General features: G+C 59.8%; 34 protein-coding genes. 24 read left to right on the top strand and 10 right to left on the bottom strand.

What is annotated here, in order from left to right:
• Positions 1–14 precede the first annotated feature (14 nt).
• From truB to RC54_RS19110, 4 genes are all read left to right on the top strand, one after another.
• Complete coding sequence (gene truB / locus RC54_RS19125; protein ID WP_061788745.1) at positions 15–1,019, top strand: tRNA pseudouridine(55) synthase TruB; 1,005 nt, start codon at positions 15–17, stop codon at positions 1,017–1,019.
• Between the two features lie 157 nt (positions 1,020–1,176).
• Positions 1,177–3,018 (top strand): translational GTPase TypA, encoded by a 1,842-nt coding sequence (gene typA, locus RC54_RS19120; protein ID WP_058896491.1) that lies wholly within the window; start codon positions 1,177–1,179, stop codon positions 3,016–3,018.
• Between the two features lie 932 nt (positions 3,019–3,950).
• Positions 3,951–4,412: a hypothetical protein gene (locus RC54_RS19115; RefSeq protein WP_156481260.1), complete on the top strand. Its 462-nt coding sequence runs from the start codon at positions 3,951–3,953 to the stop codon at positions 4,410–4,412.
• Positions 4,413–4,421: 9 nt separating this feature from the next.
• On the top strand, positions 4,422–5,015 hold the full coding sequence (locus RC54_RS19110) for an ImmA/IrrE family metallo-endopeptidase (RefSeq protein WP_061788747.1): 594 nt from the start codon (positions 4,422–4,424) through the stop codon (positions 5,013–5,015).
• Positions 5,016–5,260: 245 nt separating this feature from the next.
• Here RC54_RS19110 and RC54_RS19100 read toward each other — a convergent pair whose 3' ends face one another.
• The 9 genes from RC54_RS19100 to RC54_RS19070 form a co-directional block, all read right to left on the bottom strand.
• Positions 5,261–5,497 carry a hypothetical protein gene (locus tag RC54_RS19100; RefSeq protein WP_082803055.1) on the bottom strand — a complete coding sequence of 79 codons (237 nt, stop codon included), beginning with the start codon at positions 5,495–5,497 and terminating at the stop codon, positions 5,261–5,263.
• Positions 5,498–5,535: 38 nt separating this feature from the next.
• The gene (locus RC54_RS19095; RefSeq protein ID WP_061788749.1) at positions 5,536–5,895 is read right to left on the bottom strand and encodes a ParB N-terminal domain-containing protein; all 360 of its coding nucleotides are present in this window, start codon (positions 5,893–5,895) and stop codon (positions 5,536–5,538) included.
• Positions 5,896–5,908: 13 nt separating this feature from the next.
• A complete protein-coding gene (locus RC54_RS19090; protein ID WP_123020483.1) occupies positions 5,909–6,187 on the bottom strand; it encodes a hypothetical protein in 279 nt (92 codons plus the stop codon).
• A gap of 4 nt (positions 6,188–6,191) precedes the next feature.
• Entirely contained in the window at positions 6,192–6,443 is a 252-nt protein-coding gene (locus tag RC54_RS19085) for a hypothetical protein (RefSeq protein WP_061790757.1), read from the bottom strand.
• A complete protein-coding gene (locus RC54_RS25435) occupies positions 6,440–6,580 on the bottom strand; it encodes a hypothetical protein (RefSeq protein WP_156481375.1) in 141 nt (46 codons plus the stop codon). The genes RC54_RS19085 and RC54_RS25435 overlap by 4 nt, the downstream gene beginning before the upstream one ends.
• The gene (locus tag RC54_RS19080; protein WP_061790756.1) at positions 6,577–6,882 is read right to left on the bottom strand and encodes a hypothetical protein; all 306 of its coding nucleotides are present in this window, start codon (positions 6,880–6,882) and stop codon (positions 6,577–6,579) included. Before RC54_RS19080 ends, RC54_RS25435 begins: the two co-directional genes overlap by 4 nt.
• On the bottom strand, positions 6,879–7,160 hold the full coding sequence (locus RC54_RS19075) for a hypothetical protein (protein ID WP_061790755.1): 282 nt from the start codon (positions 7,158–7,160) through the stop codon (positions 6,879–6,881). Before RC54_RS19075 ends, RC54_RS19080 begins: the two co-directional genes overlap by 4 nt.
• Positions 7,157–7,315 carry a hypothetical protein gene (locus RC54_RS25430; RefSeq protein ID WP_156481374.1) on the bottom strand — a complete coding sequence of 53 codons (159 nt, stop codon included), beginning with the start codon at positions 7,313–7,315 and terminating at the stop codon, positions 7,157–7,159. The genes RC54_RS19075 and RC54_RS25430 overlap by 4 nt, the downstream gene beginning before the upstream one ends.
• Positions 7,316–7,500: 185 nt before the next feature.
• Positions 7,501–7,896: a helix-turn-helix domain-containing protein gene (locus RC54_RS19070; RefSeq protein ID WP_123020426.1), complete on the bottom strand. Its 396-nt coding sequence runs from the start codon at positions 7,894–7,896 to the stop codon at positions 7,501–7,503.
• Between the two features lie 72 nt (positions 7,897–7,968).
• Here RC54_RS19070 and RC54_RS19065 point away from each other — a divergent pair, with 72 nt between their 5' ends.
• On the top strand, positions 7,969–8,244 hold the full coding sequence (locus tag RC54_RS19065) for a transcriptional regulator (protein WP_061790715.1): 276 nt from the start codon (positions 7,969–7,971) through the stop codon (positions 8,242–8,244).
• 844 nt (positions 8,245–9,088) lie between these two features.
• Here the strand turns inward: RC54_RS19065 and RC54_RS19055 are convergent.
• Positions 9,089–9,346 (bottom strand): hypothetical protein, encoded by a 258-nt coding sequence (locus RC54_RS19055; RefSeq protein ID WP_061790713.1) that lies wholly within the window; start codon positions 9,344–9,346, stop codon positions 9,089–9,091.
• Positions 9,347–9,372: 26 nt separating this feature from the next.
• On the opposite strand from RC54_RS19055, the gene RC54_RS19050 reads away from it, so the two are divergent.
• From RC54_RS19050 to RC54_RS18960, 19 genes are all read left to right on the top strand, one after another.
• On the top strand, positions 9,373–9,897 hold the full coding sequence (locus tag RC54_RS19050) for a YmfL family putative regulatory protein (protein WP_306305702.1): 525 nt from the start codon (positions 9,373–9,375) through the stop codon (positions 9,895–9,897).
• Complete coding sequence (locus RC54_RS19045; protein WP_061790711.1) at positions 9,887–11,260, top strand: VapE domain-containing protein; 1,374 nt, start codon at positions 9,887–9,889, stop codon at positions 11,258–11,260. Before RC54_RS19050 ends, RC54_RS19045 begins: the two co-directional genes overlap by 11 nt.
• 360 nt (positions 11,261–11,620) lie before the next feature.
• A complete protein-coding gene (locus RC54_RS19035; protein WP_156481366.1) occupies positions 11,621–11,965 on the top strand; it encodes a hypothetical protein in 345 nt (114 codons plus the stop codon).
• Between the two features lie 8 nt (positions 11,966–11,973).
• Positions 11,974–13,149 (top strand): terminase gpA endonuclease subunit, encoded by a 1,176-nt coding sequence (locus RC54_RS19030; RefSeq protein ID WP_061790709.1) that lies wholly within the window; start codon positions 11,974–11,976, stop codon positions 13,147–13,149.
• Positions 13,150–13,157: 8 nt separating this feature from the next.
• Positions 13,158–13,391: a DUF6148 family protein gene (locus RC54_RS19025; RefSeq protein WP_061790708.1), complete on the top strand. Its 234-nt coding sequence runs from the start codon at positions 13,158–13,160 to the stop codon at positions 13,389–13,391.
• Complete coding sequence (locus RC54_RS19020; RefSeq protein ID WP_123020481.1) at positions 13,388–14,959, top strand: phage portal protein; 1,572 nt, start codon at positions 13,388–13,390, stop codon at positions 14,957–14,959. The genes RC54_RS19025 and RC54_RS19020 overlap by 4 nt, the downstream gene beginning before the upstream one ends.
• Positions 14,960–15,011: 52 nt before the next feature.
• Positions 15,012–16,442 carry a S49 family peptidase gene (locus tag RC54_RS19015; RefSeq protein ID WP_123020480.1) on the top strand — a complete coding sequence of 477 codons (1,431 nt, stop codon included), beginning with the start codon at positions 15,012–15,014 and terminating at the stop codon, positions 16,440–16,442.
• Positions 16,443–16,486: 44 nt separating this feature from the next.
• Entirely contained in the window at positions 16,487–16,861 is a 375-nt protein-coding gene (locus RC54_RS19010; protein WP_061790766.1) for a capsid cement protein, read from the top strand.
• Positions 16,862–16,915: 54 nt separating this feature from the next.
• The gene (locus tag RC54_RS19005; protein ID WP_123020479.1) at positions 16,916–17,848 is read left to right on the top strand and encodes a phage capsid protein; all 933 of its coding nucleotides are present in this window, start codon (positions 16,916–16,918) and stop codon (positions 17,846–17,848) included.
• Positions 17,849–17,916: 68 nt separating this feature from the next.
• Positions 17,917–18,078 (top strand): hypothetical protein, encoded by a 162-nt coding sequence (locus RC54_RS25425; protein ID WP_156481372.1) that lies wholly within the window; start codon positions 17,917–17,919, stop codon positions 18,076–18,078.
• A 6-nt stretch (positions 18,079–18,084) separates the two neighbouring features.
• Entirely contained in the window at positions 18,085–18,381 is a 297-nt protein-coding gene (locus RC54_RS19000) for a head-tail joining protein (protein WP_061790746.1), read from the top strand.
• Position 18,382: 1 nt separating this feature from the next.
• Positions 18,383–18,922 carry a hypothetical protein gene (locus tag RC54_RS18995; RefSeq protein ID WP_061790747.1) on the top strand — a complete coding sequence of 180 codons (540 nt, stop codon included), beginning with the start codon at positions 18,383–18,385 and terminating at the stop codon, positions 18,920–18,922.
• Between the two features lie 10 nt (positions 18,923–18,932).
• Entirely contained in the window at positions 18,933–19,121 is a 189-nt protein-coding gene (locus tag RC54_RS18990) for a DUF2635 domain-containing protein (RefSeq protein ID WP_061790748.1), read from the top strand.
• Positions 19,118–20,602: a phage tail sheath C-terminal domain-containing protein gene (locus RC54_RS18985; RefSeq protein ID WP_123020478.1), complete on the top strand. Its 1,485-nt coding sequence runs from the start codon at positions 19,118–19,120 to the stop codon at positions 20,600–20,602. Before RC54_RS18990 ends, RC54_RS18985 begins: the two co-directional genes overlap by 4 nt.
• Before the next feature lie 12 nt (positions 20,603–20,614).
• Complete coding sequence (locus RC54_RS18980; RefSeq protein ID WP_061790758.1) at positions 20,615–20,977, top strand: phage tail tube protein; 363 nt, start codon at positions 20,615–20,617, stop codon at positions 20,975–20,977.
• Positions 20,974–21,414, top strand: a complete 441-nt coding sequence (locus RC54_RS18975) for a phage tail assembly protein (RefSeq protein ID WP_123020477.1) — start codon at positions 20,974–20,976, stop codon at positions 21,412–21,414. Before RC54_RS18980 ends, RC54_RS18975 begins: the two co-directional genes overlap by 4 nt.
• A 154-nt stretch (positions 21,415–21,568) precedes the next feature.
• A complete protein-coding gene (locus tag RC54_RS18970; protein WP_061790727.1) occupies positions 21,569–21,754 on the top strand; it encodes a hypothetical protein in 186 nt (61 codons plus the stop codon).
• Positions 21,755–21,823: 69 nt separating this feature from the next.
• Positions 21,824–23,422: a phage tail tape measure protein gene (locus RC54_RS18965; protein ID WP_156481369.1), complete on the top strand. Its 1,599-nt coding sequence runs from the start codon at positions 21,824–21,826 to the stop codon at positions 23,420–23,422.
• A 12-nt stretch (positions 23,423–23,434) separates the two neighbouring features.
• Complete coding sequence (locus tag RC54_RS18960; RefSeq protein WP_082803240.1) at positions 23,435–24,634, top strand: DNA circularization protein; 1,200 nt, start codon at positions 23,435–23,437, stop codon at positions 24,632–24,634.

Raw genomic sequence — 24,634 nt, 5'->3', positions numbered from 1 at the left:
CGGTCTTGCATTTCATGGCCGACGATACGACGGCGGATACCGCATCCGCTTCTCCTGATACCCCGCAGCCGCGCGCCAAGCGCGGCCAGCCGCCCCGCGCGCCGCGCCCTCCGCGCGTGCCGGTGCACGGCGTGCTGTTGCTGGACAAGCCCGTGGGCCTGTCTTCCAACGATGCGCTCATCCGCGCCAAGCGCATGATCAATGCGCCCAAGGCCGGCCACACCGGCACGCTGGACCCGTTTGCCACCGGCCTGTTGCCGCTGTGCTTTGGCGAAGCCACCAAGTTCTCGCAGGACTTGTTGGAAGCCGACAAGACCTATGAAGCTATCGTCCATCTGGGCGTGCGCACCGATACCGGCGACACCGAAGGGCAGGTCATCAGCGAGCGCGCAGTCGAGGTTAGCCTGGAGCAGATCGAAGCGGTCCTGGCGCAATTCCGCGGCCCCATCAGCCAGGTGCCGCCCATGCACTCGGCCTTGAAGCGCGACGGCAAGCCCTTGTACGAATACGCCCGCGCCGGCATTACGCTGGAACGCGAAGCCCGTAATGTCACCATCCACGCGCTGGAACTGCTGGACTACCGGGCGCCGATGTTGCGCATCCGCGTCACTTGCAGCAAAGGGACCTATATCCGCGTGCTGGGTGAAGATATTGGTGAATTACTGGGCTGTGGGGCCCACCTCAATGCCCTGAGACGCACCGGGGTCGGTGCTCTCACGCTCGATGGCGCAGTCACGCTGGAGGCTTTCGAGGCCGCTGGCGAGCTGGAGTCCCGCAAGGCGCTGCTGCTGCCGGTGGATGGTCTGTTGCGCAGCTTCCCGGCGGTGCAACTGACCGATGAGTTGGCGCGCCGCTTCCTGCACGGCCAGCGCCTGCCGCTGGGTAAGGAAGGTGTACAGGTGCCGCAGCAGACTGGCCGCGTGCGGGTCTATCGCAGTTCGGATGCCGCCCTGCTGGGTACCGGACTGTTGCAGGAATACGCCATCCTGGCCCCCGAAAGGCTGGTGTCCACCGCCTGAGGATAGATAGCTTCAAAACGGCTTGCAGTGCGGCCTTCTCCGATGTGCCAGGGACGTCGGCAAGCCGTTGATAACACAGGTTTTTCCAAAGTTCATGCGTCGCAACATGCTATAATGCGCGCCTCCCGAGATTCGGCATTTCCCAACCACATTCACCATGTCAAACAATATCCGCGCAATTCGTAACATCGCCATCATCGCCCACGTTGACCACGGCAAGACCACCCTGGTGGACCAGCTGCTGCGCCAGTCCGGCACCTTCCGCGACAACCAGCAAGTGGACAACCGCGTGATGGACTCCAACGACATCGAAAAGGAACGCGGCATCACCATCCTGTCGAAGAACTGCGCGGTGGAATACAAGGGCACCCACATCAACATCGTCGACACCCCAGGCCACGCCGACTTCGGCGGTGAAGTCGAGCGCGTGCTGTCGATGGTGGACTCGGTGCTGCTGCTGGTGGATGCCCAGGAAGGCCCGATGCCGCAGACCCGCTTCGTGACTCGCAAGGCGCTGGCCCTGGGCCTGAAGCCCATCGTGGTCTTGAACAAGATCGACCGCCCCGGCGCACGCGCCGAATGGGCCATCAACGCCACCTTCGAACTGTTCGACAAGCTGGGCGCCACCGAAGAACAGCTGGACTTCCCCGTGATCTACGCTTCGGGCCTGAACGGCTACGCCAGCCTGGATCCGGAAACCCGCGAAGGCAACATGGAGCCGCTGTTCGACGCCATCCTGAAGTACGTGCCGGCCCGCAAGGATGACCCGGACGCACCGCTGCAACTGCAGATCACCTCGCTGGAATACTCTTCCTACGTCGGCAAGATCGGCGTGGGCCGTATCCTGGCCGGTCGCATCAAGGGTGGCCAGGACGTGGTGTGGATGAACGGTCCCGAAGACAAGCCGACCAAGGCCCGCATCAACCAGGTGCTGACCTTCAAGGGCCTGGAGCGCGTACTGGTCGATGAAGCCCTGGCTGGCGACATCGTGCTGATCAACGGTATCGAAGAAATTGGCATCGGCTCCACCATCTGTGCGCCCGATGCCCCCAACGGCCTGCCGATGCTGAAGGTCGATGAACCGACCCTGACCATGAACTTCATGGTCAACACTTCGCCGCTGGCTGGCCGCGAAGGCAAGTTCGTCACCACCCGCCAGATCCGCGACCGCCTGGAAAAGGAACTGAAGTCCAACATGGCCCTGCGCGTGGTGCAGGCCGAGAACGACGACTCGACCTACGAAGTGTCGGGCCGTGGTGAATTGCACCTGACCATCCTGATCGAAAACATGCGCCGCGAAGGCTTCGAACTGGCCGTCTCGCGTCCGCGCGTGGTGTTCCGCATGGTCGACGGCGTGCGCGAAGAGCCGTACGAAAACCTGACTGTGGACGTCGAAGAAACCCATCAGGGCGGCGTCATGGAAGAACTGGGCCGTCGTCGTGGCGACTTGCAGAACATGGAACCGGACGGCAAGGGCCGTGTGCGTCTGGAATACCACATCCCGGCGCGTGGCCTGATCGGCTTCCAGGGTGAATTCATGACCCTGACCCGCGGCACCGGCCTGATGAGCCACGTCTTCGACGACTACAAGCCGGTGGACACTTCCAAGGGCGAGCTGGCCGGCCGTCGCAACGGCGTGCTGATCTCCCAGGACGACGGTGCTGCCGTGGCCTACGCACTGTGGAAGCTGCAGGACCGCGGTCGCATGTTCGTCAGCCACAACGACCCGGTGTACGAAGGCATGATCATCGGCATCCACTCGCGTGACAACGACCTGGTGGTCAACCCGATCAAGGGCAAGCAACTGACCAACGTGCGTGCTTCTGGTACCGACGAAGCCGTGCGCCTGGTGCCGCCGATCGAACTGTCGCTGGAATATGCAGTGGAATTCATTGAGGACGACGAACTGGTCGAAGTCACCCCGAAGAGCATCCGCCTGCGCAAGCGTCACCTGAAGGAACATGAGCGTAAGAAGGCCTCGCGCGAAGAGTCCATGTAAATCGTTAGTAGGGAAGGGCGGGCTCATAGGGGCCTGCCTGCAGTGAAGAGTCGGGAATGGTGGGCAAGGCTGCTGATGATATCTGGTTTGTGAATAACTGATATCAGTACAAAAAAGCAGACAGCCATGATGCACTGCCATATAGTTACACCTGTCTCCTCCAATTTCCTCCTAAAGAATTGGATTCAAGCCCGCAACTTCGGTTGTGGGCTTTTTTTTTTGCCATTCAGCTAAAGTGGCTGCTGGCAAGGGAGATTGCCTGTCAGGTTGGTGCTGCTCTTGGTTTTTCCTCTTCATTTCATCTCTTAGCAGGATGAACGTTTGTGCAAAATAATTTGTGCTGCGCTGTTTTTGTGCATTGCGAAATGACGGCTGCCGGATTGTGGTGCAAAATCGGGTCTGCTGTACGAAAAATCCTATCTCGAAGAGGATAGAGGGGACACCAGCCCGCAACGCGCAAGCCTTGCGGGCTTTCTATTTGGCTCGCTGTGGCTGATCCTCGGCACTGAAATGGGTAAGTGAAAGTTTATTCATCCCCGGCGCTTGTTGTCTGGTCTTCCGGCATCCGGCCCAGAACTTTAATGAAGCATTTCGTCAGTTTATGAAGAAAGCCCTGCCTCCTCGTACCCTGTCGGTCGCCCCCATGATGGACTGGATGGAATTAGGTGTGTAGGGCTTATAAAATAAGGGCGGGGTTAATATTTTGGCCAAATTATGTCCAATTTGACTGGAAATTCGTCCTCTCGGTGCCATCTCTGAGATGAAACTGACTGCATGTGTTTTGACATGCATAGTGAATTCACGTCTATTTTCGGGCCGCTGTCTGCTCCTGTTAAACTTTTAGCTTTGCTAGAATGCTTGGAACAGATCCATTAAACGGCGGTGGGTCTTGAAATCTTATAACTATGCCTGTATATATAAACAGTGAAACTATGGCAATCAGTAGTCGATCAGGATTTTTTTCGGGTCTTTTGGGTGGCTTGTTATCAGGGGTTGCTGTTTTTTGCGTGCTGAGCTATCTCTCCCCGCTGGCAACAAAGCCACAGTTGTCGGATGCGATTTCAATCGCGAACACGTACATCGTGTTCACAACGATTATTTTCGTAGCTATTACGGTTTTTTTGGCAGTGGCTGGCCTATGGTTCACGCAACAGTTTGCGACGAGTAAAGAGACTCAAATTCACCATTTGATTTTGGATATTCAAGCAAAGCTGAAGGAAAACAAGGATGACTTCGGCGTGAAGATGGTAAATGCGGCTTTTGAGAATCCAGATGTCTCCCGACATATCCAAACCAAGTTGGAGGAAAAGTTAAATCAGCTCACGACCGTGACGACGCAGCATGCTGACGCATCCGGTAAAGATTTGGATAATTTGGCTGGGAATATTAAGTAGGGGAAAGTCATGAATGCAGAAATAAATACCGTGCAAGAGCATTCGAAATTTCCAAATGCGGATGCTTTGCTGGATTACCTCGAAAGTCGAAAAGATTTCGACGTAGCTGCTCCAATTGATTTGATGGCGATCGCCAAAATTCTCGGAGTCGAAATCGATGAATCCATCAGCATGGATGATATGTCGTCTGTTGGAAAAATCTCGCTTTCAGAAGGTGGGCGCGCGAAAATATGGATTAATCCATTGGAGAACAGTTATGGGCCGAGAAAGCGTTTTACGTTAGCGCATGAGCTCGGTCACTATTGTCTGCATTTGTCGGAGTCTCGACAGTCGTTTGTCGATACTAAGACCACAATGAATAGGACTGAATCTTACTGGGATGTTCACGAATATGAAGCGAATACTTTTGCGGCTGAATTACTTATGCCTAAGCGGTTAATTATTTCCGAGGGTAATAAGATCATTCAGTCTTACAAGCAAGAACACAATTCCGAAGGTGTGCCGAAAGTGCAGTTCATAGACAGCCTGGCTCGGAAGCTGGGAGCGTCAACTAAGGCGATGGAATACCGGCTAATGAATCTGGGCATCATTCCAAAGAATTAATCATAGCTTGTGAAATAGATTCAACAGCAGTTCGGAGCTTCGTTCGTATACATACGACGCTGGAAACATGGCCATCTCAAAGAGGGTGCTGAGGGAGTTTAAGAAGATTTCTGAGGGCACTGTAGTTCGTGATCGAGGTGAGCGTATGTGGCGCCAGCGGCAGCCCTATGATGTTGCAGGTCGCCGCCAGGCCGACCAAAAAAAAGACGCCCGAGGGCGTCTTTTTTATGGGGGCGGTGATCAGCTCAGTGGCGGGTTTCATGGGCCTCCTTGGCCGCCTGGCGCTGGCGATCGAGGTATTCGCCCACATCACGGACGTCCGCTACCCGGTTTCGACCTTCCTTGCGTGTTGGGATGGGAAACGTGCCTGCAGATATCTTGTTGTGCGCGGTCCCGGTTTCCATGCTGATCTCGTCGCAGACCTCGGCCAACGTCATGGTCATCCTTTCGTACTTCATCACTAGGAACATCTGAGCTTTCATGCCTCACCTCTCATCGCGCTGGTGTAGTTTGCCGATGCTCATGCTCCTTCCCGCGACTTCGGGAAGGGCCATGCCGCAGCTGGATCGATGGTATCTTTCTGGACGTCTTTCTTTGGACGAGTTGGCTGCTTTGTTAAGGAAGGCGCCTCAGCGGGCTTAGCCAGAACTGGATCGAGGTGCTTCTTCCGGATGGCGTTAGCGTCAACCTGGCAAAGTGTGGCCAGTTGCATCAGGGCCGATGTGGCCATCCGCATGGGCTGGATAACGCCGCTGACCTTGATGCTGTCCGCCAGCTCCTGCAGGGCGTTTTCATCAAATGTCCGTCGCGGCTGGTTGGGGTCGGTCTCGATGAATTGCAGCGGGATCATCCCGAACTGCGCTTGGGTGACTTGATTCATGATCATCTCCGAATTAGTGAATAGTGGGGACGGTGAAGAGCAGGGCGCCAGCGAAGCCGAGCATGGGGTTCGCGACATCGATGCGCCAGGTGGTGTGGCCCGGCCTGATTGGCCGGCAAAGTTGTGGGATGCTCAGCTGGTAGCCTGCTGCGAGCATTGAGTTGAATTCGTCCAGGAGCGTGCGAGCGACATCCTGGCCAAGCAGGGGTGAGCACCCGGCCTTCGATGTGACCGCAAGCCCCAGATCCTGGAGCGTCATCTGTGGGGCGACCGACTTGGGTAGGTGGCGCATGTGGTCACTCCCCGAATGCGCGACAGGCCTTGCGGCGAGCCTCTGCTGTCATAGCGCCAGCAACCTCGCTCGGCCACTCGACCGAACACAGGGAGCGCAGTTGATCGACAGGCGGCAGCTCCTCGATGGCCATCTGTCGGCCGAGATCCACGAATGGCTCCAGCTCGGGACCGTTCTTGGTAAATGCTTGGGCGATCAGCAGCAGATAGACGACCGCAATGGCGGTGATGAGGCGGGTGAGGGTTGTCCGGATCATGCTGGCCTCACTGAGATCTTGCAGACGCCGAACATATCGAGTGCAGACGTATGCACATCGAAAGACGAGTGCGCGATGATGGTCAGCGTCAGCGGGATGCCGCTCTCGCGGGTGATCGTGAGGAGGAAGGCTTTCACGCTGCCACCTCCTGCACGACAGCGCAGCCGAGGAGGTCAGCGATAGTCTGGTAATCCTTCTCGTTGATTTCGAAGGCAGCGGACCCGATCCAGAGTGACCATTGGTCTTGCGCCTTCCGCAAGTGGCATCGGTCCGAAGTGTGCGAGATCGCGTAGACCAGAGGCGTTGGGGTCTGGTCGCCGCGCTGGAAGAACAGGTAGGCGGAGCAAGATTGCCCATCAGTCCAGACGTTGAGCTTTACGTTCCGCACGAGCGTGGTAAAGGTCTGCTTTTGGATCTTCTTGATGACGGGATAGCTCATGCCTCCCTCGCTTTCGTCCAGGCGGAAGGCGCGGGCCAGAAGCGGCGGTCGCCGTTCTCAGGTGAGAGGTAGTCCAGGTGGCCAGTTGTGAAAACAAACTTGATAGGCGGCTTCGCTGTTGCCTTCTGGCACGCCACGCAGTGACCGTATTGAGCCAGGTCTTTTGCGGTGGTCTGCTTGCCGCACTCGCACTTCTTCGCGACATGGGAAATCACGCGGGAGTGCGACACTCGCCGGAACGTATCTTCGCTCTCAGGCGCTAGGTAGAAGCGGCTCATTTAGCACCTCGCTTGGTGTTAGTGATGGCGATCGACTGCGCTTCAGCTGGAGTATGGCCAAGTGGCCACTCGCGGCGAGAGGGCGGTCGGCGACCGGCGAGGAAGTTGAACTTGGCTGGCAGTTGCGTGGCTGCGGCTTTTTTGGCGATGCGCATTTATCGCTCCGGTGATTGAACACGGGAGCGAGTATCACTCAAGTGATTTTATAATTCAACACTGTAGTGATATTTTGGATGGAAAATAATCACTTAATGTCTGTGTGGCAATTAAATGGACTGGCTGTAGATAGCCTCGCCGCATGAATTTCTCAGGCAGCGGGGTGGGAGCGGACTGGCAGGTTTTACTTGTGCCGCCTTTGGGCAAGCTCCTCGATTAGCTCAAAGTTGGCTTGTTTCGTAGCTTCAAGAGTCCTGATTATTTCGTCTTGCTGCTTCGAGGTAAGTCCATCGAATAACTGCAAGAGCACGACCTGTCGCGCCGACAGATCACCTGGCACGTCGCTGTCGTTGGAGGCGCTGTCTTGATGCTTTACGTCTGTTTCCATGCGTAGATAGGCCGGATCGACGTCCAGCGCTTTCGCAATATCCAGCAGGCTTTCTCCGTACCCCCTGATCCCCGATTCTATATTGCCAATTGTTCCTTGGGTCAAGCCGGCCCTTTGCGCAAGCTGCGCTTGCGTTAGTTGCTTGGCTTTTCGGGTGGCGCGAAGCCGTGCGCCCAAGGTTTCTTTGTTCATTCGCGGATTAAATCACTTGTGTGAATCACTTGGGTGTTGACTAAATTATCACTGCAGTGATTAAATGCCGCCATGAAACCACTCGACAAAGCCATTGATATTGCGCGGGGAGTGTCCAGGCTGGCGGACCAGATTGGCGTTGGGCAGTCCGTTGTTAGCAATTGGAGAAGGCGCGGCACGTTGATTGAGCCGCTGCTCTGCGCTCGGATTGAAAAAGTCACCCGAGGTGAGGTGAAGCGGCAAGACCTGCGCCCCAAGGATTGGCACGAGATCTGGCCTGAGCTCGTGGCGAGCGGCCCCATTACCCGTCGCGATGAGCCCAGCGATGCAGGCCAGGGTGCGAGGTAGCGATGCCTTCGCCCAGCGAAAAAATACTCAAGTTGTCGCCAGGCCTGAGATCGCTTGCTAGTAAGCGGAATAGCGAGTCTGCCGATGCACGAGACTCGCCCACGAATGCGACGGATGCAGAGGTCGAGCAAATCGCCTCGCTGTTCTGCAGGGTGGTTCGGACTGCTCGCGTTACCTGCACGGCTACCTCGGACAAGTTGGCCCTGGTGACTTTGGCCGCGAAGTGGATGAGAACTAAGTATCTGTCGGCCTTCATGCCCGTTCCCTCATGCTTTTTGAATGATGGGGCGAAGCATATGACTGCCAGGCAATCAAGAAAACCACAATGAAAGGGAATGGATTGTGAAATTCAAGCCGAAGCACGAACGCAAATTTTGGCGTATGGCTGGTGCAACTCCAGTGGCTTCCAGGCAATTTAATGACGGCATGGCCGAGGTGGCGCGTCTCTTCCAGGCATTGCAACCGAGGCTCACAGTCAACGTCGATGACAAGCAATACCGGCATTACAGGGGGGCCGACCGTCAATCTCGGATACCAGCTGTCTATGTGCCTGCGTCCTGGCGCAATACGACGCCTGTAGACGATGGTGCCAATGAAATCGGTATCGGCTTCGAGACTCGCGACGGCATTGTCCGGTTGTGCCTGAGCATGGATTCAGCGGAGTGCCTTGTTGCCAGCGTGGCCGACTACATCAACAGCTATACGTGCCGAACCCATACCGATGGGGCGGCCGCAGTTCCAGAAAAAGAGATTAGAGCGGCCGATGGAATCCGCCGGCAGTTTCAGCCGACGGTACTGCCACATGCTTGGTATGAACAGGTCTCGATTGATCAGACCGCTGTTCTCAGTGGAACAGCGTGCCGATCAGATCCTCCTGATCCTTCGCCGATCGAAGCCCACGAGCGATGTGACCCAAAACCATCTGAATAACTTCTCGGTGAGGAATCTCCTGTGGGAGAGCGTGTGCTGTCGCATCGTAGTGAGCAGATAGCGCTTCCTTGTCGAGAACGCCTGCTTTGTGAAGGCAGTCAGCAAGCGTGACGATGGCCGTTTCGCAGCCACCAATCAGCCCAACAAGTTTGTCTAGTTGTTGCTTTTCCATGGGAAGTCCTTTCTTTGGTTGACGCTGTGGGGCTTCAATCATACGACAGAGGGGACTTCCCGCCTAAATATGAGGGAGTACTTGTGAATTTACGTCAGGCACATCAGGGAATGATTGACGCATTCCCAGGAGGTTGGGACGCCATGGCCGCAGCTTTGGGCATGACGCGGGATGCGCTCTCCAACCGCGTCTATGAGCGCAAGGGCCAAGCGGTACGCACGCAGCACTCGTTGGAGATGCAGGCATTCACTAGTACCACGCTCTTCGCTGAAGCCATTGCGGTCGCGAGCGGTGGTGTATTCGTCAAGCTGATCACGCCTGGCAGCGTCGACCGCGAAGACCTGCATTCGAAGTTCCAGGAGCTGTGGGCGCGTCTCGGCGAATTGTCTCGGGCGTACACCGCCTATACCGATGACAACCACATCGATGCCCGTGAGAAGGCCGACCTGCAGCGCATCTCCAACGAGATTCAGCGCACTATGCAGGAACTCATGGCGCTCATGTTCCAGATCTATTGCAGTCACGAGCAGGAGCCGGTGAGTGGAGCTTGAGGACTTCGATGCGGTCAATGCGGCCGCGCTGGCCTCGCTGGATTCGCTGCTGGCTCAATGGTTTCCAAACGGCGTTGTTGATGGCGCCGAGTTTTGCATTGGTTCCCTTTCCGGCGAAGCCGGCAAATCTTTGCGTGTTCGCCTGAAAGGCGAAAAAGCTGGTTTTTGGTCTGATTTTTCCATGGACGGCGAAGCCGGCCGTGATCCTATTTCGCTCTACGCTGCGAAGGAATCCATCTCCCAAGGAAAAGCTTGTGCTCACCTCGCTCGCGAGCTGGGCATCGCTATTCACGGCGCAGATAAGGTCAAGAGGATTCCCAACGGAACTCCGCATTTGCCACAGAAATCAGCGCCTGCGCAAGCCGGCAAAGGGGTAGGAGCACCTCCGAAGGAGAAGAAATCCACTAGTTCCTGGTGCCCGATTCTGCCTATTCCCGAGGCGGCGTTACCGTATCCCGTCGCTCATCCAGTGCGAGGGCGGCCGCAGATGGTTTGGGAGTATCGGGACCAGCAGCGGCAGCTTTTAGGCATCGTTTGCCGGTTTGTCACATCGAACGGTGGCAAGGAAGTTTTGCCATGCGTCTACGCGCAGGATGAGAACACCGGCAACAGGAAATGGCATTGGATTCAGTGGCGTGAACCACGGCCCCTTTACCTTCCTCAACCGCTCAGGGACGGCTTCCCTGTTTTGGTGGTTGAGGGAGAGAAGTGCGCTGACGCGGCTAGGGCCGCTGTGGGCGACGCGTGGGATGTCGTGTCCTGGCCAGGTGGTGGGAAGGCGGTCAAGAAAGTTGATTGGTCGCTGCTGCGCAACCTTCCTCGGCGCACCCTGTTTGCAGCGACGACGAACGAAGGGCAGTACTTCAAAGACCCAACAGGCAGCCGCCGGTTCTGGCCTGTGAAATGTGGTCGCGTCGACACGGTCGGCCTGGCCGAGGTGAGGGACCAGTTGTTCGGTGAAGCCGTCGCGATGTGGCGCAAAGGGGTTAAGTGGTACGCCACACGTGACCAGGATGTCCGCCTGATCATGCCGGCGCAGGATGATCGCGAGATCCCTGACCAATGGATCGGGCGGCTGTACGACTACGTAGAGGGAATTGATGCCGATGGCAATTCTGTGAGTGTTCGGAAGCTGGATCGTGTGACTGCGCGTGAGCTGCTTACGCGGGCTCTCCACATCGAGATCGGCAAGCTCTCGCAGTCGAAGAACGAGACCATGCGCATCTCGGCGTGTATGCGCAAGCTGGGGTGGGAAAAGGAGCGTGATCCGAATGGGGCGCGGGAGTATTTCTACGTGCGTCCGAAGCCTGCTGTTGTCGAGCCAAAGATGGCGGAGGAGGGCGATTATGCGATCCCCTTCTAGCGTTGTGTTGTGTTGCCGAGTATCATCCTGCCAGGGATCGTGCGTGCAAGTTGCGCGTGCGGAAAAGGCGATGATTCTCGTCTCACCTCCCAACCTCGTCCAACCCTTCATTTTGAAGGTTGGACGGCTGAAAGCCGCCACCATAGCGGCTTCGCCAACCTCCCAACCTTTTTTGCACATTCGCACGCACACGTGCGCATACGCGCGCACGCGTAGGGACTTCCTTTTCCTTTTTTTATTTTCAAATCCATTCAAAAGTAGGTTAGCGAGGTTAGGAGGTTGGCAAAGCCGCATGGGTATTGGCTTTGCGCCGTCCAACCTTGCCGCCAACCTTTTTTTGTTCGAGGGGAGGTTAGTCGGATGAGCGATCTGCGTCAGGAAATGCCAATGGTCGCCAGCATGATCGACGACCTGCGAAGGGAGCATGGCCTGCTTCCGGTTGATCGCCAGATAAGGCGGTCGCTCCGAGGGGAACCGGTCTTTTACGCCCAGGAGAATGGCTCGCACATTGGAACGCCTTTGAAGCGAGGCACCGTTGAGATCTATTGGGACGAACGCGGCATTAGCCAGGAGCGCGAGATTGTGCTTCCACCCGTCTACATCGAAATCGTCATCGAATCTGGCAGCAAAGATCTGCGCGTCATGAATCGGTGGCTTGGTAAGCAACTGCCGCCGGCATCGCCCGGCAATAACAGCGACAAGTGAGGGAAAACATGAACACGGTTTTTGGGATCGATATCAACGATTTGTTCCGCAATGAGCATGAGGCGCTCAAGTTCGCCTTCAACTTCCAGAGCCAGCAATATCCTTTGTCGCCGATGTCCAAGCTGGGGAGTCTGGAGGCGTTGGGTCAGGGCAAGGGCTTGGTGTCGACTGACGGTGCGGCTCAGGCCGGCATGATACGCAAGAAGCTTGACCGCCTGGGTGAGGCTCACAGGCATTGCCTGGTAGCGCGTTTCTCGCCCAAGTACGATGTTTGCCCATGCTGCCAGGGTGAGCCGTATCCCCTTCGCGTAGTCCAGATGGGCGGCCTGGTGCTGGTGGCGGGGATCGACGTCCAGGACAACCGCTTCGAGGTGGTGGTTTGGGCGGTTGGACGCGGCGAGGAGATGTGGGTGGTGGACTACATGGTCCTGGCAGCGAACCCCGCGGTACCGGCTGACTGGGAGAAGCTGTCCTTCTATATGGAGACGCGGTTTCAGCACATGGCGGGCGGGACGCTGGGCGTCGAGGGGTACACCATCGATACCGGTGGCCACTTCACGCACCAGGCCTATGCTTGGGCGCGGATGCAGCAGGCGAAGGGGCGGCGCTGCTTTGCGAGCAAGGGTGACTCTCGCCTCGGCGGGCCCGTGAAAGGGCGTTCGTCTCTGCAGGACGTGAACTATGCAGGCAAGGTGATCAAGAGCGGCATCAAGCTCTGGCTGGTGGGCACCGACACGGCAAAGGATCTGATCTTCGGGCGGTTGAACGTGACGCAGTCGGGGCCAGGATGCCTGCACTTCTCGCAGGATCTGCCCGCCGAGTTCTACCACCAGCTGACGGCGGAGGCGCGCGTCAAAGTGCGCACGGTCTCCGGCGAGCAGTATCGCTGGGCAAAGATGCGCCTGCGCAATGAGGTGCTGGACTGCACGGTGCTGGCTCTATTCTCCTCGCACATGCTTGACCTGCATCGCTATACCGAACGCATGTGGGAGCGCCTGGAGGCCGCAGTACAGCCTGCAGTCGCTGACATGTTTGCATCGCCGCCACCGGCGCCCATGACATCGGCCGGTCCGGCCGAGTCGATAGAAATCAATAATCCACCCGCGCGGGTGCAAGTACCTGCACCGATGCCGCCGCCGTCCTCTGGTGGGCGGCGGGTTCGCTCGCGCGGGATTGAACGATAGGAAACGATATGTCCGGTATCACTCTGGATCAGGCCCAGGCCCAGCTGGCCGCATGGCTGGCCGCCAGCCTGGCCGTCTCGCAGAACCAGGAGTACACCATCGGTACGCGCAAATTGCGCCGCGCTGATGCCGCCGTGATCAAGGAACAGATCACCTACTGGCAGGGCATGGTGGCTCAGCTCTCGGCCGTTGCCTCCGGGCGCCGCCGCAGTCTGAACATCAGCTATGGGGTGCCGCGATGAGCGCCCGAGGCAAGTTGGATCTCGCGCCCAACGTGATCGATAAGGTCGTTTCGTACTTTGATCCCGTCGCGGGCACGCGCAGGATGCAGGCACGCGCACACATGGCGATCGCGGGATCTTATGTGGGTGCGGATCGCAGCCGGCGAAGCTTTCGCAACTGGTTCACCTCGGGCAAGAGTGCCGACGAAGACCTGCTGCCGGATCTGGCGACGCTTCGGGAAAACTCGCGAGATCTGATCCGCAATGCTCCTCTGGCCGGTGGCGCGATCAATACCGTGGTGACCAATGTCGTCGGGACCGGTCTGGCTATGCGGCCGGCCATTGATGGCGAGGCCCTCGGGATGAGTGAAGAGCAAGTGCAGGCGTGGCAGCGATCGGTCACCCGCGAGTATCTGCTTTGGGCTGAGAACCCGCTGGAGTGCGACTCGACTGCCACACAGAACTTCTACGATCTGCAGGATCTTGCCTTCCGCTCGGCGTTGATCAACGGCGACGCATTCGGGGTACTGCCATCGAACCAGGTGGCGCACTGCCTCTATGCGACGAAGGTGCAGGTCATTGAGGGTGATCGTGTGATGACGCCCCCGGACTTGGTCACGAAAGGTAACGTCTTCGGCGGGATTGAGCTGGACGACTTTGGCGCGATGACCGCAGTGCATGTCTGTGATCAGCATCCGGGCAGCGTGCGGATCGGGAAGAAACCGACCTTCACACGGATCGCCGCACGTGGCTCGCAGACCGGGCGCCGGAATGTGGTCCATCTGTTCAAGCGCTTGCGGCCGGATCAGCACCGTGGGGAGCCGTATTTGGCGGCGGTGATCGAGCCGCTCAAGCAGTTAGACCGCTACACCGAGGCCGAGATCATGGCGGCCGTGATCTCGGGGATGTTCACTGTCTTCATCGAACATGAGGCGGACCAAGATCAGCCGGCTCCGATCTACGATGACAACAAAGAGAAGGCGGCACCGGAGCTGGCGCTCTCGTCGGGTGCGATTATTGACCTGGCCAAGGGCGAGAAGGTGAACACGGCCAATCCCGGCCGGCCGAATGCCCAGTTCGATCCGTTCGTGATGGCCATCCTGCGCCAGATTGGCGTCAACCTGGAGCTGCCGTTCGAAGTGCTGATCAAGCACTACACCGCCAGCTATAGCGCCGCACGGGCAGCGATGTTGGACGCCTGGAAGTTCTTCCGGGTACGGCGTGCCTGGTTGGCGTCGAACTTCTGCCAGCCAATCTATGAGACTTGGCTTGCCGAGGCGGTCGCCATCGGCCGCCTCAGCGCGCCTGGCTTCTTTGCGGACGCCGGATTGCGCCGTGCCTGGTGCCAGGCGGTGTGGCTGGGCGACGGTCCCAGCAGTTTGGACCCGCTGAAGGAAGCCAGTGCCATCGAGAAGCGTGTCGATATCGGCGTGACGACGTTGGAGGAAGAAGTGGCGGCCTACGACGGCGGCGACTGGGAGACCAAGCACAAGCAGCGCGTGAAGGAACAGCGGATGCGCCGCGAAGGCGGTCTGTTGGACGCGGCGCCGAGCACTCCTCCGCCGGATTTGCCGCCGGATCCAGATTGATTCTTGAACCCTGACGGGCCTCGCATTGCGGGGCCCTTTTTACTTCCAAGTCATGAAACTGATCGAAATCCTCACCAGTCCCTGGGCGATTCAGCCGGAAAAGCTGTGCGAGATCCAGGGCATCTACGCTACGCATCTGCGCGGCGAGAAGATCGACATCGAGGCCATCGAAGCGCGCCTGAATCGGCCCCTATCGAGCGAGCAGCAGGACTACGAGATCCGGGATAACGGTGTCGCGGTCCTGTCGGTGGACGGCGTGATCGCACCGAAGGCCAATCTCTTCACCCGCGTGAGCGGCGGCGCCTCGGCCCAGCTGCTCATCAAGCAGGTCGAGTCGGCCATCGCCGACCCGCGCGTGAGCGGCTTGGTGCTGGCGGTGGACTCGCCTGGAGGCAGCGTGCTGGGTACGCCCGAGCTGGCCGCCACCATCCGCGAGCTGTCGGCCGAGAAGCCGATCGTCACCGTCTCCGAGGGCACGCTGGCCAGCGCTGCGTATTGGTTCGGCTCTGCCGCCAACGCGGTCTACATCAGCGGCCCGACCGTCAATGTCGGCAGCATCGGCGTGGTGATGACGCATGACTACAGCCCGCGCGCGACCGGTGGCCAGGCCACCGAGATCACGGCCGGCCGCTATAAGCGGATCGCCTCCAGCGTGGCCCCGCTCACCGCCGAAGGTAAGCAGTACCTGCAGGACCAGGTGGATCACATCTACTCGGTCTTTGTGGATGCCGTAGCCGATCACCGGGGCGTTGCTGCCGAGGATGTGGTGCAGCACATGGCCGATGGCCGCGTGTTCATCGGTCAGCAGGCGGTTGACGCCGGCTTGGTAGATGGCATGGCCACCGTGGACGCCATCGTGCAGCAGATGGCGGCCGATCCAAACCAGTTTTCAGCGCGTCGCGTCGCTCAAATCGCGGCGAAATCCAATACTGCAGCCGGCGCCGGTGGTGCGCTGGGCGGCAGTACTTCTCCAACTGTGGCCAGCGCCGGTGCTGCGAAGAGCCACGATCCTATCCATGAGGAAAATGAAATGCCCGACCCCGTTGCAACCGTTCTGACCCGTGAAGCGCTGGAGCGCGATCACGCCCCGTTGTATGCGCAGCTGCGTACCGATTTCATGGCCGAGGGTGCCGCCAGCGAGCGCCAGCGCATCCTGGGCATCGAGGCGCACTCGATGCCGGGCCATGAAGCCCTGATCTCGACCTTGAAGGCGGACGGCAAGACCACTCCGGACCAAGCCGCCGCCCAGGTGCTGGGCGCCGAGAAGACGAAGCTGGCCGCCATGGCGACCAATCTGAAAGGCGATGCGCCTGCTCCTGTGAAGCCGACCGACGATCCGCAGGCAACCTCGGCCAAGAAGCCGACCCATGAGGCGATCGCCGCACGTGCGCAGGAGATCGTGACGGCAGAAAGCAGCGCCGGTCGCCGCATTTCCTATGCCCAGGCGGCGGCCCGCGCCAACAACGAACTGTCCGCAGCCTGATCGGCGGACGGCCTACTTCCTCCAATTGATCGAAAGGAACCGCAATGCGCGTCCCCAATACCGTACTCAACTACACGGCCGAAACCGCCCTGGCCAAGTTCCGCATCGTCTGCTACGGCGCCACCGATGGCTCCGTGAAGCAGGCGGCGGCCTCCACCGATCTGATGATCGGCGTCACTGAAGGTTTTGCCTACGCTGCCGGCGATCGCGCCGACATCGTGCGCAGCGGCCCGGCCGAGATCGAGTTCGGCGGCCCGGTTACCCGTGGCCAGCCGCTGACCTCTGACGCACTCGGCCGCGCCGTCGCCGCTGCTCCGGCCGCCGGTGTCAATGCCCGGATCATCGGCTATGCCGAGGTCTCGGGCGTCCTGGGCGACATCGGCAGCGTGTACGTCGGCGCCGAGATGATCCAGGGCTAAGCCTTCCTGGTCTCAATCGCCTCTTTCATTCCCATTCCTATTTAGGAGCAAAGCATGAGTGCAGCAGCACCGTTTCCCATCAATCCGGCGCTCATTCGCGCCATCGTCATTGCCTACAGCAACACCAAGCTGATCGCCGACTCGGTCATGCCACGCGTGCCGGTGGGCGCCCAAGACTTCAAGTACATGCGCCAGAACATGGCGGACCAGTTCACCGTCCCCGAAACTCGCGTGGGCCGCAAGAGCGCCCCGAACCAGGTGGAGTCGATCGGTGACCTGATCCCGGCCAGCGTGTTCGAATACGGCCTGGACGAAGTCGTGCCGGTGGTGGACATCAAGAACGCCCCCGACGGCGTGGATCCCATCGCCAACGCGGCGGAGTTCGTCATGAAGCTGATCCTCCTGGATCGCGAGGTCCGCGTGGCCAATACCGTGTTCGCGCCCGCCAACCACGTCAACAAGCTGACCCTGTCGGGCACCTCGCAGTGGTCCGACTACAGCAACTCGGACCCGATCACGGCGCTCCTGACCGCGCTCGATGTGCCGGTGATGCGTCCGAACGTGATGACCATCGGTCGTGCCGCCTGGACCAAGTTGATCCTGCACCCCAAGACCATCGACTACGTGAACGGCAAGGGCGGCATGTCCGGCGGCGTCTCGCGCCAGCAACTGGCCGATGCACTGGAACTGGATGAGATCCAGGTGGGCGAGGCCTTCGTCAACACCGCGAAGAAGGGCCAGACCGCGAGCTATCAGCGTGCCTGGGGCAAGCACTGCGCGCTGACCTACCGCGAGACGCCGACCGAGGCGAGCCGCTCCACCACCTGGGGCTTCACTCCCCAGTTCGGCGAGCGCATCTCGGACACGATCTACAGCAAGGACTTCGGCGGCCTGGAAGGCGGTTACAAGACCCGCGCTGGCGAGCGCGTCACCGAGGTGGTGAGCGCCCCGGACCTGTCCTACTTCTTCCAGAACGTCGTCGCGTAAGCGCGCGCCTGGATTCAAACTGCGGCTCGCCTGGCGGGCCAATTTTCTATCCCTGAATAGGAGTCAACATGAAACTGCAAGTGAACTGGCAGCTGGAGCATAACGGCACGGTCTACCCGGCCGGCGCCACCATCGAGCTGGACGAGAAGAAGGACAAGGCCACCATCGAGCAGCTGACCGGCCTGGGTGTGGTCACCGACCCGTCCGTCAAGTCTGCCGAAGCGCAGTAAGCGGCCGTGTTCGCCGAAGATCTGGACGTCTTCTTCGCCGATATGGGCAAGCCCGTTGTTTGGGCGCCCAGCGGTGGAGCAGAGCAGACCACGATGGGCCTCGTCGATGCGCCGGATGTGTTTGCGCTGTCCGAGCATCTCGTCGTCGCGAACGTCGCCGAGCTGACGTATCCCGCCGGTAAGCTGGTCGGCCTGGATGAGGATGATTTCATCCAGGTCGGTAGCGTGCGCTACCGCGTGCGACAGATCCCCCGGCGGGTCGACGACGGTGAACTGATGAAAGTGCTGATCTCGGAGGCCTGACATGCACACTCGCAAGAAAATCCGGTTGGCTGTGCAAGAGAAGCTGGCAGGGCATCCGCTGCTGGAGAAGCTGTTCCTGGCTCGCACCCGGGCGGCTAGATCGGAGGATCTGCCCTTTGCCAACATCATCACCGGTGCCGAGGTCACCGAGGATCTGTCGGACCAGTACCAGGAGCAGCGCACGGTGCAGGTCTACGTGCAACTGTATGCCCTGAACGGTGCGGCTGTGGTCGATGAGCTGGACGACCTGGCCGACGTGGTCGAGCAGCGGTTGATCACGGATCCTTACCTCGGTGGCATCTGCCAGTCGCTCCGGTACAAGGGGAGTCAGCCGGACTACGAGAGCGCAGCCGATCTTGAGGCGGCGCTCCTCACGATGACCTATGAATGCGTCTACATCTGGCAGCCAAGTGTCGAGGGCGACGACCTGCAGAAGGTGGCCGTCGAGATTGACATGGCCTCGCCGCGCAATGATCCGCCATTGCCGGTCGGGCCGGACGGTCAGGTTGACGCCTCCGCAACAATCAATTTCCCACAATAGGAGCAACGCAATGAAGATCTATCCCGTGCCAGGGAGGACCGTTCGCGACCCCGTCACGCACCGCGAGGTCGCGGGCGAGACCGAGGTCAATGAGAACGATGCTTTCTGGATCCGCCGACTCGCCGACGGCGATGTCAGCACCGAGCCGCAGGCAGAAGGTGAAGCTGGTGGCGTTGCAGATGGTGGAGGTGAGCAATGAGTGACGGTTCCATTTCCTTCAACCAGATCCCGGTGGATCTGTTGACGCCTGGCCAGTACGTCGAATTCGACAACAGCAAGGCGATCAGCTCGCCGGTGAACATGCCGCAGCGCATCCTGCTGATCGGCCAGTCGCTGGCCACCGGTAACGGCGCTGCCAACGTTCCTCTGCAGGTGAGCGGCAAGACGGCGGGTATCGCTGCCTTCGGTCGTGGTTCGATTGGCGCGGCGATGATTGCCTCGCTCTTCGACGTCACCGACACCATCGAGACCTGGATCGTCCCGATCCCGGACAACGGCGCGGGCACGGCGGCGACTGGCACCATCACGATTACCGGATCTGCAACGCAAGGGGGTACGCTGAATCTGTATATCGGCGAAGACGTGGTGCAGGTCGCGGTTGCCACCACCGATACCGTTGCAGTCATCGCCGCGGCTCTGGCTGCTGCGATCAATGCCAAACCGGATCTGGTGGTGACCGCTGCCAGCGCTGCCGGCGTGGTGACCGTCACTGCGCGCCACAAGGGCACGCTCACCAATGATCTGATGATGCAGCTGAACTATTACCCGATGTCCGAGGCGACTCCGGCCGGTCTCGGCGTGGCTATCGTCCAGATGAGCGGTGGTACGGCTGATCCGAGCATTGCGACCGCTCTGGCCAACATCGGCGCAGTGCAGTACAACACCATCATCATGCCGTTCAACGATGCCGCCAACCTGGCGCTGATGGAGACCGAGCTGAACAACCGCTGGGGGCCGCTGTACCAGAACGATGGCCATTGCCATTCGGCCGTTCGCGGCACGGTGGGCTCCCTCAATACGCTGCTGTCCGCGCGCAACAATTCGCACATCACGCTGTGGACCTGCGAAACCGGTGGTGAGCCGGGCCCAGTATGGGAGAAGGCGGTGCTGGCCGGTGCGGTCTCGGCGTACTACCTGGCGATCGATCCGGCCCGTCCGCTGCAGACGCTGGTGCTGCCCACGCGTCTGCCGGCGCCGGCTGCGAAGCGGTGGCTGCGCTCCGAACGCAACAACATCCTGTCCTATGGCGGCGCGACGACGGTGGTGGACAACGGCGGCAACGTGGTGATCGAGCGCGCGGTGACGAATTACAAGACCAATGCGTCCGGTACGGTGGACCCGAGCTATCGGGACATCGAGACCATGTACACCCTGTCGCTGATGCGCTACCAGGTGCGTGCGCGCATCGCCCAGCGTTTCCCGCGTCACAAGCTGGTGGATGACACTACGCCGGTGGCGCCGGGCCAGGCGGTGGCCGCGCCCAAGGACATCAAGGCAGAGTTGATCGCCCTGGCTCTGGATTGGGTGGACGCCGGCATCATGGAAAACCCTGATCAGTTCAAGTCGGATCTGCTGGTGGTCCGTAACAAGAACGATCGCAACCGAGTGGACGTGCGCCTGCCGCCTGATCTGGTCAACCAGTTCCGGGTGTTCGCAGCACAGGTCCAATTCCGTCTTTAATAGGAGGCTTACATGCCAGCAAAGTATTTCGGGCGCGCATTCATCCGCGTCAATGGCGCGAGTATCGCCAGCCTGCCCGGCACTGCAAAGCTCAATCCGGGCGGCGTCGGCCGCAAGCCTGTCGTGGGCGACCACGGCTACCTCGGCTGGACTGAGACACCGGCCCATGCCGAGATCGAATGCGATATCGCGGTCAATGCTGATACCGATATCGTGGGATTGAACGCGATGACCAATGGCTCCATCGTGTTCGAGTGTGACTCGGGCCAGCAATTCATCGTGCGCGGTGCTGCTCTGGAGTCCCCGATCAGTCCGCAGGCGGGCGATGGTAAGGCGTCGCTCAAGTTCATCGGTGCACCGGCGGAGCAAGCATGAGCTACGATCAATTCTACGAGCGCCAACCGAACGGCCCGACCGCCGGCCCTGTGCAGACGTCTGCACCATCGCCCACGCTGCCGCCTTCCATGGGCACGCCGGCATCGGCGCCGGTGGGCGACGGCACCGCGCCGGTGCCCGCAGGTAGCATCACGGTGGTGCAGGAAGATCGCTACGACCTGGCATTCCCGATCAAGGCGGCGGACGGTTCCGATATCACCTTCCTGAAACTGCGCCGCCTGAAGGCGAAAGAGATGAAGGGTGTCGATCCGAAGACTTCGGACGGGAAGTTCGGTGGCGCGCTGAAGTTCATCGCGGAGATGAATGGCTTGCCGGCGGACACGCTGGATGAGCTGGACGCGGTCGATGTGATCGAGCTGGTGGGGAAGGTGGCGCCTTTTTTGGTACGTGGCACTGGCGTGACGCCATCGGCCTGATCGCGCACTTCTACCACTTTCCGCCGAGTGAGATGTGGGAGATGGATAGCTGGGAGTTGGACTTCTGGGCCAATGAGGCCAGTGAGGTGATCAAGGCGCAACAGCGGATGCAGGGCTCGTCTTGACGGTCAGGGCATTCTGTTAGAATGGGCCGATGGAAAAACCCGCCAAACCTAAGAAGGAAGTGCCCGGTCGCATGACAGGTCTGGTCGGCCTGCTGGCATTCGGTGCCGGTGCTATCGGGCTGATTCCTGCAGTGCTAGGGCTGATCCTGGTAGCCAGTATCGCCTGGCTCGGTCTGCGCTTTGTGATTGGCCTCTTCGGCATCCTCTTCTCCTGACGTAACGCAACTCTGACAAGCCCCGCCTGGGAAACCCGGCGGGGCTTTTCTTTTGCCCGCGAGAATCGAATGGGAACGCAACAGACAAAAACAGAGCTGGTGATCTCGGCCATCGACAAGGCCTCGACCACCCTCAATGAGATCGGCGCCAAGCTGGAAGGCATGATTAAGCCGGCCGGCGATCTGCACTCGGCCTTTGGCAAGCTGTACGACGCCACGGGCCTGGGCAAGGTCAAATCCGCGGTCGGCGCACTGTCCAAGTCGCTGGTGGGACTGGCTGTCACTACGGTCGGGATCGGCGGTGTGTATGCCGGCACGGTCGGGGAGATCCTCCATTTCGGGGTCGCAGCGGCCGAGGCCGCTGACAGCGTCGGTGACCTGGCCGAGAAATACCAGATCAACGCCCAGCGCCTGCAGGTGTTCGGCGAGCTGGTGAAGGAAGATGGCGGCACCATGGAAGACGCCGCCGCCGCCATGGGCAAGCTGAAGAAGGCAATGGGCCTGGCGCTGGCCGGTGGGAAGGAGCAGCAGCAAGCCTTCGCGGGCGTCGGAATCTCCATGGCGCAGCTGAAGGGGATGAAGCCCGAGGAGGTGATCGAGCGCATGGCCGATGCCTTCAAGGGCTCCAATAAGGACATTGCCAAGCAGGCGGTCCTGCTGGAGCTGATGGGCAAGTCTGGCGAGATCATGATGGGCACCATGAACCGTGGTGCTGATGGGATCCGTGAGAAGTATGAACAGATGACGGCGGATGGCCGGATCTTCACGGATGACCAGCTGCAGCAGGCCGATTCATTCGACAAGATGTGGAAGCGGCTCCAAGGCACGTTCGAGGGCATCAAGAACTTCCTCGGTCTGAAGCTGGCCGAGAAGCTGCAGCCGATGTTCGAGAACATCCAGAAATGGACGGTGGCCAACCGTGGCCTGATCGAGAGCAAATTCGACGCCTTCCTGGAGAAGCTGCCGGCGATCATCGAGATCGGTGTGCAGTTGTTCCAAGGCCTCTGGCAGGTGGCGCAGAAGGTCGGCGCAGTCTTCAAGTCGCTCAATAGCGCCTTCGGGCCGACAGTCTCCACGCTGTTGATGCTGGGCGGTCTCATGTCGCCGGTGTTGCTGGCCTTCGGGCAGTTAGGCTGGGCGCTGGGTGTGGCGGCTGTCAAGTTGAGCGTCTTCGCCTGGACGATGTTGCCGGCGGCGATGAGCGGACTGCAGGCGCTGTGGGGCGTGATGCTTGCAAATCCAATCGGGCTGATGATTGCGGGTGTGGTCGCTTTCGGCGTGATCATCTACAAGAACTGGGACAACATCGTTTCCTATGTCAGCGGTGCATGGGATCGGATCAAGGGCGTCTTCGATGTCAACTTCTTCAGCGGCATGATCCAGGTCTGGCTGGAGGGATGGCAGGCGCTGGCCAACGGCATCCTGGGGATCCTGAAGACGATCTTGCCTGACCGATTGATGCCGGACGCCATGAAGGACTTCAAGTTCACCTTTGCCACCGACCGGGCCAGCAACATCACGGCCGCCCAAGCCGCCAGCGCCGGCAAGACGGAGGTCGGCGGCACGCTCAAGATCCAGCTGGAAGGGGCGCCGGCGAAGGTGACCGAGCTTAAGCGTGCCGGCAATGCGATGGACATCGATGTCACGGCCGGCCTGGCCATGATGTAAGGGAGAAACCACATGGCATGGCGAGATAACTTGCGCCAGGCGAGTTTCCGAGGCGCGAAGTTCAACGTCGACGGATCCAGCCTGAGCGCCGGCCGCCGTATTGCGCGGCACGAATATCCGCAGCGCGACATTCCCTATGCGGAAGACATGGGACGGCGGGCACGTGAGTACAAGGTGGATGCCTTCGTGCTGGGTGATCCGGCGGCCGACAACGACTATATGGTCCCGCGCGATGCCTTGATCGCCGCGATCGAGAAGGCAGGCCCTGGCCAGCTGGTGCACCCGTACTACGGCACGGTCTCGGTGACCGTGTTCGGTGAGGTGCAGATCACCGAGTCATCGCGCGAAGGCGGGATGGCAAAGTTCTCGATCACCTTCCTCGAGGCGGGAAAGCAGGAAGAGCCGAAGACCTCGGAGGACACCGAGGCCAAGCTATCTCAGCAGGTCGGAGTGTGCGATGCGTCCTTCGAGAAAGATTTTGCTGACAACTTCTCGGTGGACGGGATGCCGGATTTCGCAGTCGATGATGCCCTCGGCCAGGTGGACAATCTCATGGCACTGCCGGATGTCGATCTCGGTGCTTTGGATTGGATACGGGCGGATCCGACGTCGGTGCTCACGTCACTGCTGCCTGAGAACCTGCGCAGCAGCCTGGATGCACCCCTGTCGCTGGCAAAGGGCGTGCTCGGGCTGATTGGTGGTGCGCAGCGCTGGCTCTCCTTCTTCAGCTTCTCCGAGGGGCTGGCGTCTTCGGCCTCAGCTGTCAACGCGACAACGGCGTCACGAATCGCCGTGGTGCGCAATCAGACGGCCTTCAGTGACCTGGTGCGCGGTAGCGCGACGTCCAATCGGATCTACGAACTGGCCACAACGCAGCCGGCCACGACTGCGGAGGCGCAGGTGCTGCGCTCGGAGATTGTCCAGCGGGCCGATACCATCCTTTTCTCGGACAAGGTCAGTCAGGCGACCAGCCAGGCGGTGGTGCAGCTTCGGACGGTGGCTCTGCAGCACCTGGCCAGCAATACGGTTGCGCTGCCGAGCCTGGTGTCGGTGACGCAGCAGCAGGTCCGGCCGGCCGTCGTGCTGGCGCATGACTTCTACGGAAATGCCTGGTACGCCCAGGGAAGGGCGGATGACCTAGTCAGCCGCAACTCGGTGGCGCATCCCGGCTTCGTGCCGGCCGGGCGCCCCCTTCAATTTGTTTCGGAGTGA

It is taken from the genome of Herbaspirillum rubrisubalbicans, from assembly GCF_003719195.1.
GTDB lineage: Bacteria > Pseudomonadota > Gammaproteobacteria > Burkholderiales > Burkholderiaceae_D > Herbaspirillum > Herbaspirillum rubrisubalbicans.
Note: the sequence above shows the minus strand (reverse complement) of the source record. Positions and strands in the feature narration are given on the sequence as shown.

What these genes read in the sequence shown, in the direction of transcription:
- truB (WP_061788745.1), top strand. Translation starts at nt 15, where the DNA reads ATGGCCGACGATACGACGGCGGATACCGCATCCGCTTCTCCTGATACC.
- typA (WP_058896491.1), top strand. Translation starts at nt 1,177, where the DNA reads ATGTCAAACAATATCCGCGCAATTCGTAACATCGCCATCATCGCCCAC.
- RC54_RS19115 (WP_156481260.1), top strand. Translation starts at nt 3,951, where the DNA reads ATGGCAATCAGTAGTCGATCAGGATTTTTTTCGGGTCTTTTGGGTGGC.
- RC54_RS19110 (WP_061788747.1), top strand. Translation starts at nt 4,422, where the DNA reads ATGAATGCAGAAATAAATACCGTGCAAGAGCATTCGAAATTTCCAAAT.
- RC54_RS19100 (WP_082803055.1), bottom strand. Translation starts at nt 5,497, where the DNA reads ATGAAAGCTCAGATGTTCCTAGTGATGAAGTACGAAAGGATGACCATG.
- RC54_RS19095 (WP_061788749.1), bottom strand. Translation starts at nt 5,895, where the DNA reads ATGAATCAAGTCACCCAAGCGCAGTTCGGGATGATCCCGCTGCAATTC.
- RC54_RS19090 (WP_123020483.1), bottom strand. Translation starts at nt 6,187, where the DNA reads ATGCGCCACCTACCCAAGTCGGTCGCCCCACAGATGACGCTCCAGGAT.
- RC54_RS19085 (WP_061790757.1), bottom strand. Translation starts at nt 6,443, where the DNA reads ATGATCCGGACAACCCTCACCCGCCTCATCACCGCCATTGCGGTCGTC.
- RC54_RS19080 (WP_061790756.1), bottom strand. Translation starts at nt 6,882, where the DNA reads ATGAGCTATCCCGTCATCAAGAAGATCCAAAAGCAGACCTTTACCACG.
- RC54_RS19075 (WP_061790755.1), bottom strand. Translation starts at nt 7,160, where the DNA reads ATGAGCCGCTTCTACCTAGCGCCTGAGAGCGAAGATACGTTCCGGCGA.
- RC54_RS25430 (WP_156481374.1), bottom strand. Translation starts at nt 7,315, where the DNA reads ATGCGCATCGCCAAAAAAGCCGCAGCCACGCAACTGCCAGCCAAGTTC.
- RC54_RS19070 (WP_123020426.1), bottom strand. Translation starts at nt 7,896, where the DNA reads ATGAACAAAGAAACCTTGGGCGCACGGCTTCGCGCCACCCGAAAAGCC.
- RC54_RS19065 (WP_061790715.1), top strand. Translation starts at nt 7,969, where the DNA reads ATGAAACCACTCGACAAAGCCATTGATATTGCGCGGGGAGTGTCCAGG.
- RC54_RS19055 (WP_061790713.1), bottom strand. Translation starts at nt 9,346, where the DNA reads ATGGAAAAGCAACAACTAGACAAACTTGTTGGGCTGATTGGTGGCTGC.
- RC54_RS19035 (WP_156481366.1), top strand. Translation starts at nt 11,621, where the DNA reads ATGAGCGATCTGCGTCAGGAAATGCCAATGGTCGCCAGCATGATCGAC.
- RC54_RS19030 (WP_061790709.1), top strand. Translation starts at nt 11,974, where the DNA reads ATGAACACGGTTTTTGGGATCGATATCAACGATTTGTTCCGCAATGAG.
- RC54_RS19025 (WP_061790708.1), top strand. Translation starts at nt 13,158, where the DNA reads ATGTCCGGTATCACTCTGGATCAGGCCCAGGCCCAGCTGGCCGCATGG.
- RC54_RS19020 (WP_123020481.1), top strand. Translation starts at nt 13,388, where the DNA reads ATGAGCGCCCGAGGCAAGTTGGATCTCGCGCCCAACGTGATCGATAAG.
- RC54_RS19015 (WP_123020480.1), top strand. Translation starts at nt 15,012, where the DNA reads ATGAAACTGATCGAAATCCTCACCAGTCCCTGGGCGATTCAGCCGGAA.
- RC54_RS19010 (WP_061790766.1), top strand. Translation starts at nt 16,487, where the DNA reads ATGCGCGTCCCCAATACCGTACTCAACTACACGGCCGAAACCGCCCTG.
- RC54_RS19005 (WP_123020479.1), top strand. Translation starts at nt 16,916, where the DNA reads ATGAGTGCAGCAGCACCGTTTCCCATCAATCCGGCGCTCATTCGCGCC.
- RC54_RS25425 (WP_156481372.1), top strand. Translation starts at nt 17,917, where the DNA reads ATGAAACTGCAAGTGAACTGGCAGCTGGAGCATAACGGCACGGTCTAC.
- RC54_RS18995 (WP_061790747.1), top strand. Translation starts at nt 18,383, where the DNA reads ATGCACACTCGCAAGAAAATCCGGTTGGCTGTGCAAGAGAAGCTGGCA.
- RC54_RS18990 (WP_061790748.1), top strand. Translation starts at nt 18,933, where the DNA reads ATGAAGATCTATCCCGTGCCAGGGAGGACCGTTCGCGACCCCGTCACG.
- RC54_RS18985 (WP_123020478.1), top strand. Translation starts at nt 19,118, where the DNA reads ATGAGTGACGGTTCCATTTCCTTCAACCAGATCCCGGTGGATCTGTTG.
- RC54_RS18980 (WP_061790758.1), top strand. Translation starts at nt 20,615, where the DNA reads ATGCCAGCAAAGTATTTCGGGCGCGCATTCATCCGCGTCAATGGCGCG.
- RC54_RS18975 (WP_123020477.1), top strand. Translation starts at nt 20,974, where the DNA reads ATGAGCTACGATCAATTCTACGAGCGCCAACCGAACGGCCCGACCGCC.
- RC54_RS18970 (WP_061790727.1), top strand. Translation starts at nt 21,569, where the DNA reads ATGGAAAAACCCGCCAAACCTAAGAAGGAAGTGCCCGGTCGCATGACA.
- RC54_RS18965 (WP_156481369.1), top strand. Translation starts at nt 21,824, where the DNA reads ATGGGAACGCAACAGACAAAAACAGAGCTGGTGATCTCGGCCATCGAC.
- RC54_RS18960 (WP_082803240.1), top strand. Translation starts at nt 23,435, where the DNA reads ATGGCATGGCGAGATAACTTGCGCCAGGCGAGTTTCCGAGGCGCGAAG.